Here is a 13206-nt window from a genome sequence, read left to right as displayed (position 1 = left end):
TTGTTTTTTAAATAGAACGGATAATATCTGCAAAAACTCCACTTGCTGTTACATCAGCACCGGCACCAGCACCTTTTACAACCAATGGCTGCTCGGAATATCTGAGGGTTTTAAAAATGACAATATTGTCTTTACCGTATAAGTGAAACAGATCACTATCCGGAGCAATATGCTGTAGACCTACTTTAGCTTTTCCATCCTCAAATTCTGCAACATATTTTAATATTTTACCCTCGTTTTTAGCTTTATTTAATAAGTTCTTAAAATGATCTTCATATACTGTAAGCTTTTCATAAAAGCTGTCAACGCTTCCCTGCATACATTCTTCAGGCAGAAAACCTATGTTTTCAATTTCTTCAAACTGAAGAGGATATCCCGCTTCTCTTGCGAGAATTAAAACTTTTCTTGCTACATCTGTTCCGGATAGATCAAGTCTTGGATCCGGCTCTGTGTAACCTTCTTTCTGAGCCTGGGCTACCACTTCAGAAAAAGTTCTGCTTCCGTCATACTCATTAAACACAAAATTCAAGGTGCCACTTAGTACAGCTTTAATGGATTGAATCTGGTCTCCGCTTTTGATGAGGTCGTTGATAGTTCCTATTACCGGAAGTCCTGCTCCTACATTGGTTTCAAAATAAAAACTGCAGTTGTGGTTTCTGGCGGTATTTTTTAAAGTTTTATATTTTTTGAAATCCGAAGAAGCCGCAATTTTATTACAGGCAACAATGTCTACACTTCTTTTTAATAAACTTTCATACACTTCAGGAACATCAGGGCTTGCTGTTACATCCACGAAAACAGAATTTCTGAGGTTTCTGCGGATAATTTCATCAGCAAATTCTCTGGCAGAAGCTTTTTCGCCCTGCTGATTCCAGCTAAGGTAATTTTCCTGTGAAATTCCCTGGTCTGAAAACATCATATGACGGCTGTTGGAAATCCCGGCAATTCTTAGATTGATTAAAAAATTTTCTTTTAAATAATCATTTTGGTTATAAATCTGCTGGATCAGTTTTGAACCTACATTTCCTGTTCCACAGATGTAAAGGTGGATTTGCTTTATTTCGGACTCAAAAAATTCTTCGTGAAGTACATTGACTGCTTTTTTACTGTCTTTTTCTGAAATAACGATACTGATATTTCTTTCTGAAGATCCCTGAGCAATGGCTCTTATATTAATGCCATTATTACCGAGACATCCGAACATTTTTGCACTTACACCACTTCTGCTTTTCATGCTTTCTCCTACCAAAGCAAGAATAGAAAGTCCGGCTTCAATTTTTACGGCATACACTCTTTTCAGATCAATATCATCCGCAAAAGAAGAGTTGATTGCATATTCGGCGCGTTGAGCTTCTTTTTCTTCAATCGCAACGGTGATGGAATGTTCTGAAGATCCTTGTGTAATAAGAACCACGTTAATTTTTTCATGACTTAAACATTGGAATAATTTCGCTGAAATACCCGGAATTCCTACCATTCCGCTACCTTCCAGTGTAAGCAGGGCAATATTGTTCATATTGGAAATTCCTACTGCAATCTGTTTTTCCTCTTCTGAAGATGTCAGTTGATGAGAAATTAAAGTTCCCGGTGCGTCCGGATCAAAAGTATTTTTAATAACCAGGTTTATATTTTTTACCATCACCGGCTGAATGGAAGGCGGATAAAGCACTTTTGCTCCAAAATGAGACAGTTCCATAGCTTCATGATAAGAAATTTCTGAAATAGGTTTGGCATTGGAAACCAAGCGTGGATCGGCAGTCATCATGCCGCTTACATCTGTCCATATCTGGAGTTCTTCTGCATGAGAAGCGGCGGCAATAATAGAAGCTGTGTAATCTGAACCTCCTCTTCCTAATGTTGTAGCATTATTTTTTTCGTCACAGGAAATAAAACCCGGACCTAAAATGATGCGGTTTGGGTTTTCATTCAAAAAACCGGCAATATTCTGATCTGTACATTTAAAATCTACTTTTGCATGAGTGAAATTACTGTTTGTTCTGATTAGTTCTGCGGAATTCATCCATACACAGTCTAATCCTTCATGCTGTAATCTTGCTGCAATTATTTTTGAGGACAGAAATTCTCCGTAAGACGCAATTTTATCTTTAATTCTGTCTGTGAATTCACCAAGTACTGCAATTCCATTGCAGAGCTCTTCAATATCGTTAAAATGTTTTTTTACAAAGCTTAACCATGAGCTTTGTTCTGTGATAGGGAAAAGATCTTTTACCAGGCTAATATGTTTTTCTTCAAGATCCTGAACAGTCCGGATATAGCTCTCATCCTTCACGGAAGCATATTCTGCTGCTCTGATCAGTTGGTCGGTAACGCCATGAAGAGCGGATACAATAACAACTATTTTATTTTTTAAAGATTCTTCTTTTATTATTTTTTCCACCTGGAGGATATTCTGAGAGTGGGCGACTGAAGTTCCGCCGAATTTTAAAACTTTCATCAATTATTTATTTGAAGTTGGATATAACGAAGTGACTACTCTTTAAAAAAAAGAGTACGGGTACCGGGAATAATATGTGAAAATCTACCCCGTTATGGGGTAATTGTTGTAGTGCCAAATGTAGAAACAGAAGATATGCCTGAAATAAGTGATTTCAGGGCAGAAATATCAGATATGTTTCTTAAAAAATTCATTGTAACATAACAAATGTACAAATTATTTTGAAACAGGCAAGAGTTTAACATAATAAAATATATTTCCTTTTTGGGAGATATATTTGGTGTAATTGATTAAAAATGTTACATTTATGATATTAACTAATAGCAAAATATCCATGAAAAATCTAAAGAAAATTTCCAAAACGACTTTAAAACAAATAAGCGGAGCCGCTTTTAGGTGTGACGGATGTCCTACTGATGGAGGATATGGTCCAGGGCCTGAATTTGCCCATTCCTGTGAAGAATATAATGCGTTACCTGGACGTTGCAAATCCTGTGTATTTGTAAGTTCACTGTGTATTTATCCTGAAAACTAATCAAAAAAAATACTATGAAAAATTTAAAGAAAATCAATCGAAAGGATTTGAAATCAGTCAACGGTGGAATAGGCCCTTGTACTGCAAACTGTCCTGCTGGACCATACGGACCCGGTGAACCGAGATCGTGTGCTGATTATCATGCTTTACCGGAATGTTGTAAAGGTAGAGTGTTGGTAAGTTTTGAATGCTTTGGTCCTTTTTAATCTTCAATAACAAAAAGTCTGTTTTTTTAATTACTGAATACTAAATTATTAGAATATGAAAACAATTAAAAAATTATCAAGAGAAGATAAGAAAAACATCAAAGGTGGTTTCACTGATATCCAGATTGAAGCTTGCGGAGGAGAGCAGTTTGTCTGTTTCCGCGGTGGAGGAAAATGGGGATGCTGGCTGAAACCGGGAGGAACCTGCTACGCACCGATGCTGTAGCATTGAATAAAAAAGAGTAAACTCAATTTAATTTAAAACAAAAGTACTATGAAAAATTCAAAAAAATTAAACAGAGAAAATTTGAGAGCTATTATTGGAGGTGGAGGAGACTCCTGTGCTGTTGATCTTGACTGCGGGCCAAAAGGGTGCGCGGTATGTACAGATTTTAAAGGACGTAAAGTGTGCCTTTACCTTTTTCCTTATGATCCGTCAGTGCCGGGAAGCTGCCCCATTCTAGAAGCTTAGTAAAAAATCAAAAATTAATTAAAACTACTATGAAAAATTTAAGAAAATTAAACAGAAAAGAACTTCAGACAGTACAGGGAGCAGGTCCAGCCACATGTACAGGATGTCCTAAGAATACTACGTACGGAAATAATCCTGGCGATGCTCCTTGTGAGGCTTTTCAGATGCTTCCTGACCGTTGTAAAATGTGCGTGATTGTTGATATGTCATGTGTAAATGGAGGAGTGTCTTAAAATTTTAAAATATGAAAACAATTAAAAAATTAAGCAGAAGAGATTTGGAACAGATGAAGGGAGCTGGCGTATCAAGATGTGATGGCTGTCCTACCCATCTGGTTTTTGGACCTGGCTCTTCCAGTGATCCTTCGTGTGAGGCATATTGGACACTGTCTGAGAATTGCAGAATGTGCGTCGTTGTAAGCACAGATTGTTTTGTTGCAATTACTGCAGATTAAAAATATAAAAGCACTGTGAAAACAGTGCTTTATTTTTTTAACAGTTATCCGGAATATACATGCCTCTGGGTACGCAGATTAATTCTCCATTGCACCCTAGACCACAGGTTTCGTGTATTTCGCAGTTTAAGTTGCATGTACTACCGCCTCCGTTTACGTTTTTAAGACTTTTTCTGTCTAATCTTTTTAGATTTTTCATATTTATTATTAGTTTAAGTGCTAAATATAATAAATATTGAATAACAAAAAAATTATTTTATGCTTTTCGAAAGATCAAGCATTGCTTCAATAGGTTTCAATGCTTTTAATCGTAATTCTTCATCGATAAGGATCTCAGGAAGTTCATATTTCATGCATAAATATAGTTTTTCCATTGTATTACGCTTCATGTAGAAACATTCTGAGCAGTTGCAGCTTTCGTCAAAAACCAATGCAGGGATCAGTTCTTTATGAGGTGCACGTTTTTTCATTTCGTGAAGAATTCCTTCTTCTGTAGCGATGATGAATTTCTGACAGTCATCTTTTTCTACATAATTCAACAGGGCAGAAGTAGAACCAATGAAGTGAGCCAGCTTTAAAACAGCCTCTTCACTTTCTGGGTGTGCAATCAGTTTTGCATCTGGATTGTCTGCCAATTGCTGGGCAATTCTTTCCATTGAAAATGCTTCGTGTACTACACAGCTTCCATCCCAAAGGATCATATCACGTCCTGTTTTCTTAGATAAGTATCTTCCCAGGTTTTTGTCCGGTGCGAAAATAATTGGTCTGTCTTTCGGAAGAGCTTCAATGACTGTTTCGGCATTTGAACTGGTTACGATGATATCACTTTCTGCTTTGGTTTCTGCATTACAGTTGATGTAAGTGGCAATCAAAGCATTCGGGTGCTGCTCACGCATTTTTCTCAATCCTTCTCCAGAACAGCCATCTGCCAGTGAGCATCCGGCCATGGTATCAGGAAGAACTACTTTTTTAGTTGGATTAAGAATTTTAGCGGCTTCTGCCATGAAATGTACTCCACAGAATACAATCATGTCAGCATTGGTGTCTTTTGCCTGTCTCGCCAGCTGTAAAGAATCTCCAAGGAAATCTGCGATATCCTGAATTTCTCCCGGCTGGTAGTAATGGGCAAGAATAACAGCATTTTTTTCCTCTTTAAGTTTAAGAATGGCTTTTACCAATTCTTCACCCTGAGGAATAGCAATATCTTTTATATCCAGAAATCCTCTGACAGGAATTGCAGATTTAGCTTTTTCTAATGTTTCGGTACTCATATCAACCTCAATTTTTTATGATCAGAAGCTAGAGGTTGGAAATCAGAAGTCAGATTTTGAGTGTCATATTTTACTCCCATGCTCGTGCTTCTATCTTCCAGCCATTAATTACTGATAAAACTTTTTATTAAACTTTCTATTTCTTTTTTAGCTGCATCAAGATCTTCATTAATTACGATCTTGTCAAACCCGCTGGCATAGGTCATTTCTTCTTCTGCCTTTGCTACACGGGTTTTTATGGTTTCTGCATCATCTGTGTTTCTGGAAATCAATCTTCGTTCCAATTCTTCAATGGAAGGTGGTTCTATAAAAATAGACAACGCTTTTTCACCAAAATATTTTTTTAATGAAATGCCTCCCTTTACGTCTACATCAAAAATAACAACTTTCCCCTGCTTCCAGATTTTTTCCACTTCAGATTTTAAAGTACCGTAATATTTATCAGTATATACTTCTTCATATTCTACAAAAGCATCTTCAGAAATTTTCTGTCTGAACTCGTCAGGTGTCAGAAAATGATAGTCTACCGCATGAACTTCACTTCCTCTGGGTTGTCTCGTGGTACATGAGATTGAAAATTCCAGTTCAGGAAATGTCTCCAGTGAATGCTTTACCAATGTAGTTTTTCCGCTCCCAGATGGTGCTGAAAATATAATTACTTTATCCATTTTTTACAATTTCGGGTTACGGGTGTTGAGTTTCGGTTTTTTTTAGAAATGACAACCTCGTATCTCGCACCTCGTATCTACAATACGTTTAACGTTTGTTCTTTAATTTTTTCAAGGTCATCTTTCATCATCACCACCAGTTTCTGGATTTCTGCGTGATTGGCTTTAGAACCTAATGTATTGATTTCTCTACCGATTTCCTGAGAAATAAATCCTAGTTTTTTTCCGTTGAAAGATTCATTGTCCATTACTTCTTTATAGTATTTCAAGTGCTGGGCAAGTCTTACCTTTTCTTCAGAAATATCAAGTTTTTCAGTGAAATAGGCCATCTCCTGATAGAAACGTGTTTCATCAACATTTTCAAATTCTTTCAAAGATTTCTGATAACGCTCTTTCACACTTACAATTCTTTCTTCTTCAAAAGGAATTACTTCTCCAAGATACTTGTCAATATTCTGGATGTTTCTGTTTAATTCTTCGTGTAAAATACTACCTTCAGTTCTTCTGAATTCTTCGAATCTGTCTACGGCATTGTTGACAATCGTAGCCAGAGCTTCCCATTCCCCTTCTGTTAATTCGTCAGGTCTTGAGGTGATGGCATCAGGAAGTCTTACCGCCATTTTAAGGTATTCGAAATTAGGACCGTCAGAAGCTATGTTTTTAAGTTCGTTGATATAAGAGTCAATTAAGTTTTTATTGATTTTTACATCATTGGACTCTTCAAGATTCTCGATATTAACGTAGCAGTCTACTTTTCCACGGATAATTCTATCGTTAAGAATTTTTCTGATTTCAAATTCTTTTTCTTTATAACGTAAAGGAATTTTAATATTTAAATCAAAGCTCTTGCTGTTGAGAGATTTAATGTCAATTGTAATTTTTTTTCCTTCAAAAACATCTTCGGCTCTACCGAATCCGGTCATTGATAAAATCATAGTTTTTTATTGTTCTACAAAGATAAACATTTAAGTCTATACTATAATACCATGAAACTTCAACATAAAATATATGATTATTCAATTTTTAAATTTATCTGAACCATTAAGAACATGTAAGGTGTTAAGCTAACTAAGGAAAAAAATAAGGTAGATTTTTATAAGTGCATACTAAGAAGCGAAGCTCGTCCTAATATTCTTAACTTCTTCATTAAAAACTTAATGGTTCAAAATAAACAGCAGCTTTATTTGTATTCAAAAATAAAAAATCAAATGAGTGCATTTTCGTAAATTAGCGCGGTGAAAAAGAAAAATTTAATTTCTGTTGTAGGACCCACCGGAATTGGTAAAACGAGATTGGCAATTGATTTGGCTCAGCATTTCAATACGGAGATTATTTCCTGTGATTCCCGCCAGTTTTTTAAAGAAATGAAAATAGGAACGGCTGCTCCTTCAGAAGAAGAACTGGCTGGAGCACCTCATCATTTTATCGGAAACCTATCTGTGGAAGACTATTATTCTATCGGACAATATGAAGAAGATGCGCTTCAGAAACTTAATGAACTTTTTGCTGCTCATGACACTGTGATTCTTGTTGGTGGAAGCATGATGTATGAAAAAGCAGTGATAGAAGGGCTTCATGATTTACCGGAAGCGAATGCTGAAAACCAGGAGAAGCTTCAGGCCATGATGGAAGAGGAAGGGATAGAAAAACTTCAGGGAATTTTAAAAGAACTCGATCCCGAATATTTCAATGTGGTAGATATTCACAATCACCGTAGGCTATTAAGAGCCATAGATATTATCTGGCAAACGGATAAAAAATATTCTGAACATATTTCGGTTTCTCAAAATGGAAGAGATTTTAATGTGATCAGAATCGGAATTGAAGCGCCAAGGGAAGAATTGTATGACAGAATCAACCGCAGGGTTGATATAATGATGGAAAATGGATTGCTGGATGAGGTGAAAGGTCTTGAAAAATTCAAAGACCTGACTGCTTTGAATACTGTGGGCTATGCAGAATTATTCAAATATTTTGACGGAGAATGGGATCTTGATTTTGCGGTTTCGGAAATTAAAAAGAACAGCCGAAGATATGCAAAACGTCAGCTGACATGGTACAGAAAGGCGGATGATATTCATTATTTACAGTTGGGGTATTCTGAAAAGGATTATGAGGATTTGCTGAAATGGATTGCGGAGCAATTTCAGGAATAAGTTAAGCGCTCTGTTTTTCATTCTGACGAAGGAAGAATCTCAACTATTATTTTAAAAGATTCTTCATTCCACTTTGTTCCATTCAGAATGACAGTACGGATGATCATTAATTAAGGTATTTTTATATTAAAAAAATGCGGCTCTGAAAAGAACCGCACCTTAAAACAAATATAATTTAATTTACTACTTCCAACCGCCGCCTAAAGCTCTGTATAAATCTACAATGCTGCTTAATCTCTGTCTTTTAATGGAAGCCAGATTCAACTCTGCCTGTAGGGAATTTCCCTGTGCTGTAATCACTTCCAGGTAATTGGCTGAACCTCCTTTGTAAAGAAGTTGTGCACTTTTAATTCCGTCTTTCAATGTGGTAGATTGCTCTGTGGCTTTCTGTTCTTGAACTTTTAGATTTTCATTGGAAACCAAAGCATCAGAAATTTCACCTACAGCATTCAATACCGACTGGCGAAATGCCAGGACATTTTTCTCTCTTTGAATTTTAGCTACTTCCAGATCTGTTTTCAACTGTCTTTTCTGGAAAATAGGCTGGGTAATTCCCCCTAAAACCGATCCGAATAACGAAGCCGGAATCTGGAACCAGTTATCAAATTTGAATGAATTAACCCCTCCGTTAGCTGTAATCTTCAGTGCCGGATACATGTTGGCCTGAGCAATTCCTACCATCGCATTGGATTCTAATAAAACCAATTCCTGCTGGCGTACGTCCGGTCTTCGGCTTACCATAGCTGCAGGAAGTCCTGCTGAGATATTCTGAGGTAATGAAGTATCAGACATTTCAATGGTTCTGTTTACTTTATTAGGCAGCTCACCAGTTAAAATACTCAATGCATTTTCCTGAATGGCGATATTCTGTTCCAGCTGGGCAATCAAAAGTTCAGTAGCCTGTTTCTGTGCTGCTGCCTGCTGTACTCCTAAAGAGGTGTTATCACCACTTTCCCACATTTTCTGTGTAATCAGCAGAGTATTGCTGCTCAGTTCCAGATTTGATTTTGCAATAGCCAATTGTCTGTCAAGCATCAACAGGTTGTAATATCCTTGAGCAATAGCTGCTACTACCTGAGTCTGAACTGCTTTTGAACCTTCATAGGTCTGAAGGTACTGCATTCTTGAAACTTCCTGCTGGTTTTTGATTTTTCCCCAGATGTCTGCTTCCCATGAAAGGTTGAAAGCTGCATTATAATCTTCAACATGGCTTGAACCTAAAAATAAATTTAAGCTTTGTCCGTTCATGCTGTTTTTGGAAGGTCTTGAAATCTGTCCGCTTACTCCGAAACCAACGTCCGGATATTGCATATATTTTGCCTGTTTCAGTTTTTCCTGTGAAGCAGCTACCTGTTTCAGGGCAATCTGAAGGTCATAATTATTTTTAATTCCTTTCTCAATCAATTCCTGCAAAATAGGATCGCTGAAAAACTGTTTCCACTCCAGATTGGCTATACTGGCGGTGTCTGCAGTTGCGGTGTACTGGAACTTTTCCGGAAGAGGAAGCTCAGGCTCCGTGTAGGCCAGTTTAGACACACACGAAACAGAGCCGATGGCCAGCACAAATGTTAGAATAATATTTTTTACTCGTTTCATAGTTTTTAAACTTTTAATTGAATCCAAAACTTAGAGAGGTTTCTGTAGAGGCAAAAATTGTCTTTAGTAGGAGAAAATAATCAGCTTTTTTAAACCATTAAGAACAGGCAGGTAAATAGGTAAACCTATGATCTTAAAATTTTCTCTAAGTTTTTGTAATTCATTTTTTATTAGTGACTAGCAGCTAAAAGCTCTTCCTCCATTTGTTTTCTCAGAAGTCTTTTCTTTTTTCTGCTTGGCATTTTTTCATGCAGATACTGGAATATGACATACATTACCGGAATGATAAAGATCCCGAATATTACTCCTGTAAGCATTCCCCCTACTGTACTGTAACCGATAGAGTGGTTTCCTTTTGAAGAAGCACCTTGCGTCCATACCAGCGGAAGCATTCCCACGATGAAGGCAAAAGAGGTCATTAAGATCGGTCTTAAACGTAATCTTGATGCCTGAAGTGCAGATTCAATCAATGTTTTCCCTGCTTTTCTTCTCTGTACGGCAAACTCTACAATCAGGATGGCATTTTTTGCCAATAGCCCGACAAGCATGATCAATCCTACCTGAACATAAATATTGTTATCGATTCCGGCTAATCCTGTGAAGGCAAATACTCCGAAAATCCCTGTAGGAATGGTAAGGATAATAGCAAACGGAAGGATATAACTTTCATACTGAGCTGCCAGTAAGAAGTAAACAAAAAGAATACTTAAGAAGAAAATAAAGGCAGTCTGTCCGCTTGTTTTAATCTCTTCACGGGTAATCCCTGTCCATTCATATCCGTATCCTCTTGGCAGTGACTGCTGTGCCACTTCTTCTACCGCTTTGATGGCATCTCCGGTACTGTAACCAGGTTTTGGAGTTCCGTTGATGGTTACTGCGTTGAAAAGGTTATTTCTTGTTACCGTTTCAGGACCGAAAGATCTTTTTAATGTTACCAAAGTTTTTGCAGGCACCATTTCTCCGGATTTATTTTTTACATAAATTCCTTCCAGTGAATTGACATCCGTACGGTAAGGAATATCTGCCTGAGCCATTACTCTGTAATATTTTCCGAATCTGTTGAAATCTGATACAAAGCTACTTCCGAAATAAATCTGCATGGTCTGCATCAGTTCTGTTACAGAAACACCCAGCTGGTTGGCCTTATCTGTATCCACATCAATGGTATACTGGGGATTTCCTGCGGCATAAGTTGTAAAGGCAAATGCAATCTCAGGTCTTTTCATCAGCTCTCCAATGAACTGCTGAGTAGTTGTTCCCAACTGTTCAAAAGAACCGTTCGTTTTATCCTGAAGCATGAACTCAAATCCGGAAACGTTACCGAAACCTTGTACAGTAGGGAAGTTGAAGAAGAATGCATTGGCATCTTTTACCTGGCTTACCTTACCTGTCAATGTTGCTGCAATCTGATCAGGATCTTTCATTTCACCACGCTTGTCATAATCTTTAAGTTTAATGAAACCTGCAGAATATGGAGAAGCGTTGGCATTACTGATGAAGTTCATCCCATCTGCTACCCAAAGGTGGTTGGTTGCTTTTTCACCATTGATGATTTTATCAATTTGTGCTGTCGCTCTGTGTGTTCTTTCCAGTGAACTTCCCGGAGGAGTATTCACGGCATATAATACGAATCCCTGGTCTTCTGTAGGAATAAATCCTGACGGTGCTTTTTTGATCAGAAAGACACTGGCTGCTGTAATAACAACAAGACCACCTATTGCAACCCATTTATTTTTAATTAAAAACTTAAGGCTGTAGATATATTTTCTCGTCATGCTGTTGAAGCTGGCATTGAAAGCATTGAAGAATCTTGCTCCAAAACCTTTTTTATGACCGTGTTCCCCGTGTTCTCCCTGAGGATCATTTAAGAACATCGCACATAATGCCGGACTCAATGTTAATGCATTCACTGCTGAGATTAAAATCGCAATCGCTAATGTGAAAGCAAACTGTCTGTAGAAAACTCCTGCAGGTCCCTGCATAAATCCAACCGGAATAAACACGGCACACATTACCAATGTAATGGAAATAATAGCTCCTGAAATTTCGCTCATCGAGTGCATCGTAGCATGTTCTACAGGCATTCCCGTTTGTTCCATTTTAGAATGGACGGCTTCCACCACAACAATGGCATCATCTACCACAATACCAATGGCGAGTACCAATGCAAACAACGTAAGCATGTTGATACTGAAACCAAATAACTGTAGGAAGAAGAATGTCCCGATAATCGCAACTGGTACTGCAATAGCCGGAATTAAGGTAGATCTGAAATCCTGAAGGAAGATAAATACTACAATAAATACCAATACGAAGGCAATAACAAGCGTTTCCACAACCTGGTGGATAGAAGCATCAAGGAAATCTTTGGAATTATACATGATGATTGGCTTCACTCCCTTTGGAAGGGTAGTTTCCATTACTTTCACCTGCTTTTCAATTTCCGTAAGGATTTCGTTGGCATTGGATCCGGCTGTCTGCAGGATAGCAAATCCGGCAACCGGTTTTCCGTCTACTCTGTTGGTGGCAGTATAGGTATAAGAACCAAATTCTACTCTTGCTACATCTTTTAATCTTAAGAAAGATCCATCACTGTTTGCTTTGATGGCGATGTTTTCATAGTCTTCATCCTTATTCAGTTTTCCTTTATATTTAAGGATATATTCATAGGTTTCCTTACTTCCCTGTCCAAGACGGCCTGGGGCAGCTTCAAGGTTGTGATCTTTAATGGCTCCCAAAACTTCCTGAGGAGAGAGGTTATTAGCTGCCAGACGATCCGGTTTCAGCCAGATTCTCATGGAATAATCCCTTGTTCCGAATACCTGAGCTTGTGCTACCCCAGGAATACGCTGTATCTGTGGAATGACATTAATTTTCAGGTAATTCTGAAGGAATAATTCATCATATTGTTTTTCATCTTCACTGGTCAATCCCATGAACATGATCATACTGTTCTGTACCTTCTGTGTGGAAATTCCCGCCTGAACTACTTCCTGAGGCAGCTGGCTCATCGCTTTCGATACACGGTTCTGTACGTTTACTGCCGCATTGTCGGCATCAGCGCCCTGTTTGAAGAAAACACTCAGGGTCATGGTACCGTCGTTACTGGAGTTGGAAGTCATATAGGTCATATTCTCAACCCCGTTCACTGCTTCCTCAATAGGAGTAGCCACCGAACGTGCTACCACCTCAGCATTGGCTCCGGGATAGAATGCCGTTACCTGAACGCTTGGTGGAGCGATATCCGGGAAGAGGGCAATCGGTAAATTAAAGAGAGACAAAGCTCCCAATAATAAGAGTATTATGGAGATGACCGTTGAAAGGACCGGTCTTTCTATAAATTGTTTTAACATAAGAAGTTTATTTTTTTAAGTCTTCTGTATTCGGAAAGGA

General features: G+C 37.9%; 13 protein-coding genes. 6 read left to right on the top strand and 7 right to left on the bottom strand.

The annotated features are described in order from the left end of the window. Positions 1-7: 7 nt before the first annotated feature. The gene (gene thrA, locus FB551_RS13705; RefSeq protein WP_142017883.1) at positions 8-2455 is read right to left on the bottom strand and encodes a bifunctional aspartate kinase/homoserine dehydrogenase I; all 2448 of its coding nucleotides are present in this window, start codon (positions 2453-2455) and stop codon (positions 8-10) included. 307 nt (positions 2456-2762) lie between these two features. On the opposite strand from thrA, the gene FB551_RS13700 reads away from it, so the two are divergent. Genes FB551_RS13700 through FB551_RS13690 form a run of 5 tightly spaced genes read left to right on the top strand, consistent with a single transcriptional unit; the run spans position 2763 to position 3901 of the window. Further along, positions 2763-2990: a bacteriocin-like protein gene (locus FB551_RS13700; RefSeq protein WP_142017882.1), complete on the top strand. Its 228-nt coding sequence runs from the start codon at positions 2763-2765 to the stop codon at positions 2988-2990. A gap of 14 nt (positions 2991-3004) precedes the next feature. Then, entirely contained in the window at positions 3005-3196 is a 192-nt protein-coding gene (locus FB551_RS23705; protein ID WP_156121588.1) for a bacteriocin-like protein, read from the top strand. A 55-nt stretch (positions 3197-3251) separates the two neighbouring features. After that, complete coding sequence (locus FB551_RS23300) at positions 3252-3422, top strand: bacteriocin-like protein (protein WP_156121586.1); 171 nt, start codon at positions 3252-3254, stop codon at positions 3420-3422. 48 nt (positions 3423-3470) lie between these two features. Further along, complete coding sequence (locus tag FB551_RS13695) at positions 3471-3668, top strand: bacteriocin-like protein (protein ID WP_047434993.1); 198 nt, start codon at positions 3471-3473, stop codon at positions 3666-3668. Between the two features lie 29 nt (positions 3669-3697). Next, positions 3698-3901 (top strand): bacteriocin-like protein, encoded by a 204-nt coding sequence (locus tag FB551_RS13690; protein WP_047434991.1) that lies wholly within the window; start codon positions 3698-3700, stop codon positions 3899-3901. 258 nt (positions 3902-4159) lie between these two features. On the opposite strand, the gene FB551_RS23700 is transcribed toward FB551_RS13690, so the two are convergent. From FB551_RS23700 to FB551_RS13675, 4 genes are all read right to left on the bottom strand, one after another. Next, on the bottom strand, positions 4160-4321 hold the full coding sequence (locus tag FB551_RS23700) for a bacteriocin-like protein (RefSeq protein ID WP_445343426.1): 162 nt from the start codon (positions 4319-4321) through the stop codon (positions 4160-4162). 52 nt (positions 4322-4373) lie between these two features. Continuing rightward, the gene (gene nadA / locus FB551_RS13685) at positions 4374-5393 is read right to left on the bottom strand and encodes a quinolinate synthase NadA (protein ID WP_002976710.1); all 1020 of its coding nucleotides are present in this window, start codon (positions 5391-5393) and stop codon (positions 4374-4376) included. Between the two features lie 104 nt (positions 5394-5497). After that, positions 5498-6061 (bottom strand): guanylate kinase, encoded by a 564-nt coding sequence (gene gmk, locus FB551_RS13680; RefSeq protein WP_047434987.1) that lies wholly within the window; start codon positions 6059-6061, stop codon positions 5498-5500. Between the two features lie 77 nt (positions 6062-6138). Beyond that, positions 6139-6996 (bottom strand): YicC family protein, encoded by an 858-nt coding sequence (locus tag FB551_RS13675; protein WP_142017881.1) that lies wholly within the window; start codon positions 6994-6996, stop codon positions 6139-6141. 300 nt (positions 6997-7296) lie between these two features. Between FB551_RS13675 and miaA the strand changes: the two genes are divergently transcribed. Then, complete coding sequence (miaA, locus tag FB551_RS13670; protein WP_142017880.1) at positions 7297-8217, top strand: tRNA (adenosine(37)-N6)-dimethylallyltransferase MiaA; 921 nt, start codon at positions 7297-7299, stop codon at positions 8215-8217. Positions 8218-8400: 183 nt separating this feature from the next. Here the strand turns inward: miaA and FB551_RS13665 are convergent, their stop codons facing one another. Then, positions 8401-9813: an efflux transporter outer membrane subunit gene (locus FB551_RS13665; protein WP_047434982.1), complete on the bottom strand. Its 1413-nt coding sequence runs from the start codon at positions 9811-9813 to the stop codon at positions 8401-8403. A 170-nt stretch (positions 9814-9983) separates the two neighbouring features. Next, positions 9984-13166, bottom strand: a complete 3183-nt coding sequence (locus tag FB551_RS13660) for an efflux RND transporter permease subunit (RefSeq protein WP_142017879.1) — start codon at positions 13164-13166, stop codon at positions 9984-9986. Between the last annotated feature and the right edge of the window lie 40 nt (positions 13167-13206).

Source organism: Chryseobacterium aquifrigidense, assembly GCF_006716485.1.
GTDB classification, from domain to species: domain Bacteria; phylum Bacteroidota; class Bacteroidia; order Flavobacteriales; family Weeksellaceae; genus Chryseobacterium; species Chryseobacterium vietnamense.
The sequence above is the reverse complement of the archived record's forward strand: the minus strand, read 5'-3'. Positions and strand labels throughout refer to the sequence as shown.

What these genes read in the sequence shown, in the direction of transcription:
- thrA (WP_142017883.1), bottom strand. Translation starts at nt 2,455, where the DNA reads ATGAAAGTTTTAAAATTCGGCGGAACTTCAGTCGCCCACTCTCAGAAT.
- FB551_RS13700 (WP_142017882.1), top strand. Translation starts at nt 2,763, where the DNA reads ATGATATTAACTAATAGCAAAATATCCATGAAAAATCTAAAGAAAATT.
- FB551_RS23705 (WP_156121588.1), top strand. Translation starts at nt 3,005, where the DNA reads ATGAAAAATTTAAAGAAAATCAATCGAAAGGATTTGAAATCAGTCAAC.
- FB551_RS23300 (WP_156121586.1), top strand. Translation starts at nt 3,252, where the DNA reads ATGAAAACAATTAAAAAATTATCAAGAGAAGATAAGAAAAACATCAAA.
- FB551_RS13695 (WP_047434993.1), top strand. Translation starts at nt 3,471, where the DNA reads ATGAAAAATTCAAAAAAATTAAACAGAGAAAATTTGAGAGCTATTATT.
- FB551_RS13690 (WP_047434991.1), top strand. Translation starts at nt 3,698, where the DNA reads ATGAAAAATTTAAGAAAATTAAACAGAAAAGAACTTCAGACAGTACAG.
- FB551_RS23700 (WP_445343426.1), bottom strand. Translation starts at nt 4,321, where the DNA reads ATGAAAAATCTAAAAAGATTAGACAGAAAAAGTCTTAAAAACGTAAAC.
- nadA (WP_002976710.1), bottom strand. Translation starts at nt 5,393, where the DNA reads ATGAGTACCGAAACATTAGAAAAAGCTAAATCTGCAATTCCTGTCAGA.
- gmk (WP_047434987.1), bottom strand. Translation starts at nt 6,061, where the DNA reads ATGGATAAAGTAATTATATTTTCAGCACCATCTGGGAGCGGAAAAACT.
- FB551_RS13675 (WP_142017881.1), bottom strand. Translation starts at nt 6,996, where the DNA reads ATGATTTTATCAATGACCGGATTCGGTAGAGCCGAAGATGTTTTTGAA.
- FB551_RS13665 (WP_047434982.1), bottom strand. Translation starts at nt 9,813, where the DNA reads ATGAAACGAGTAAAAAATATTATTCTAACATTTGTGCTGGCCATCGGC.
- FB551_RS13660 (WP_142017879.1), bottom strand. Translation starts at nt 13,166, where the DNA reads ATGTTAAAACAATTTATAGAAAGACCGGTCCTTTCAACGGTCATCTCC.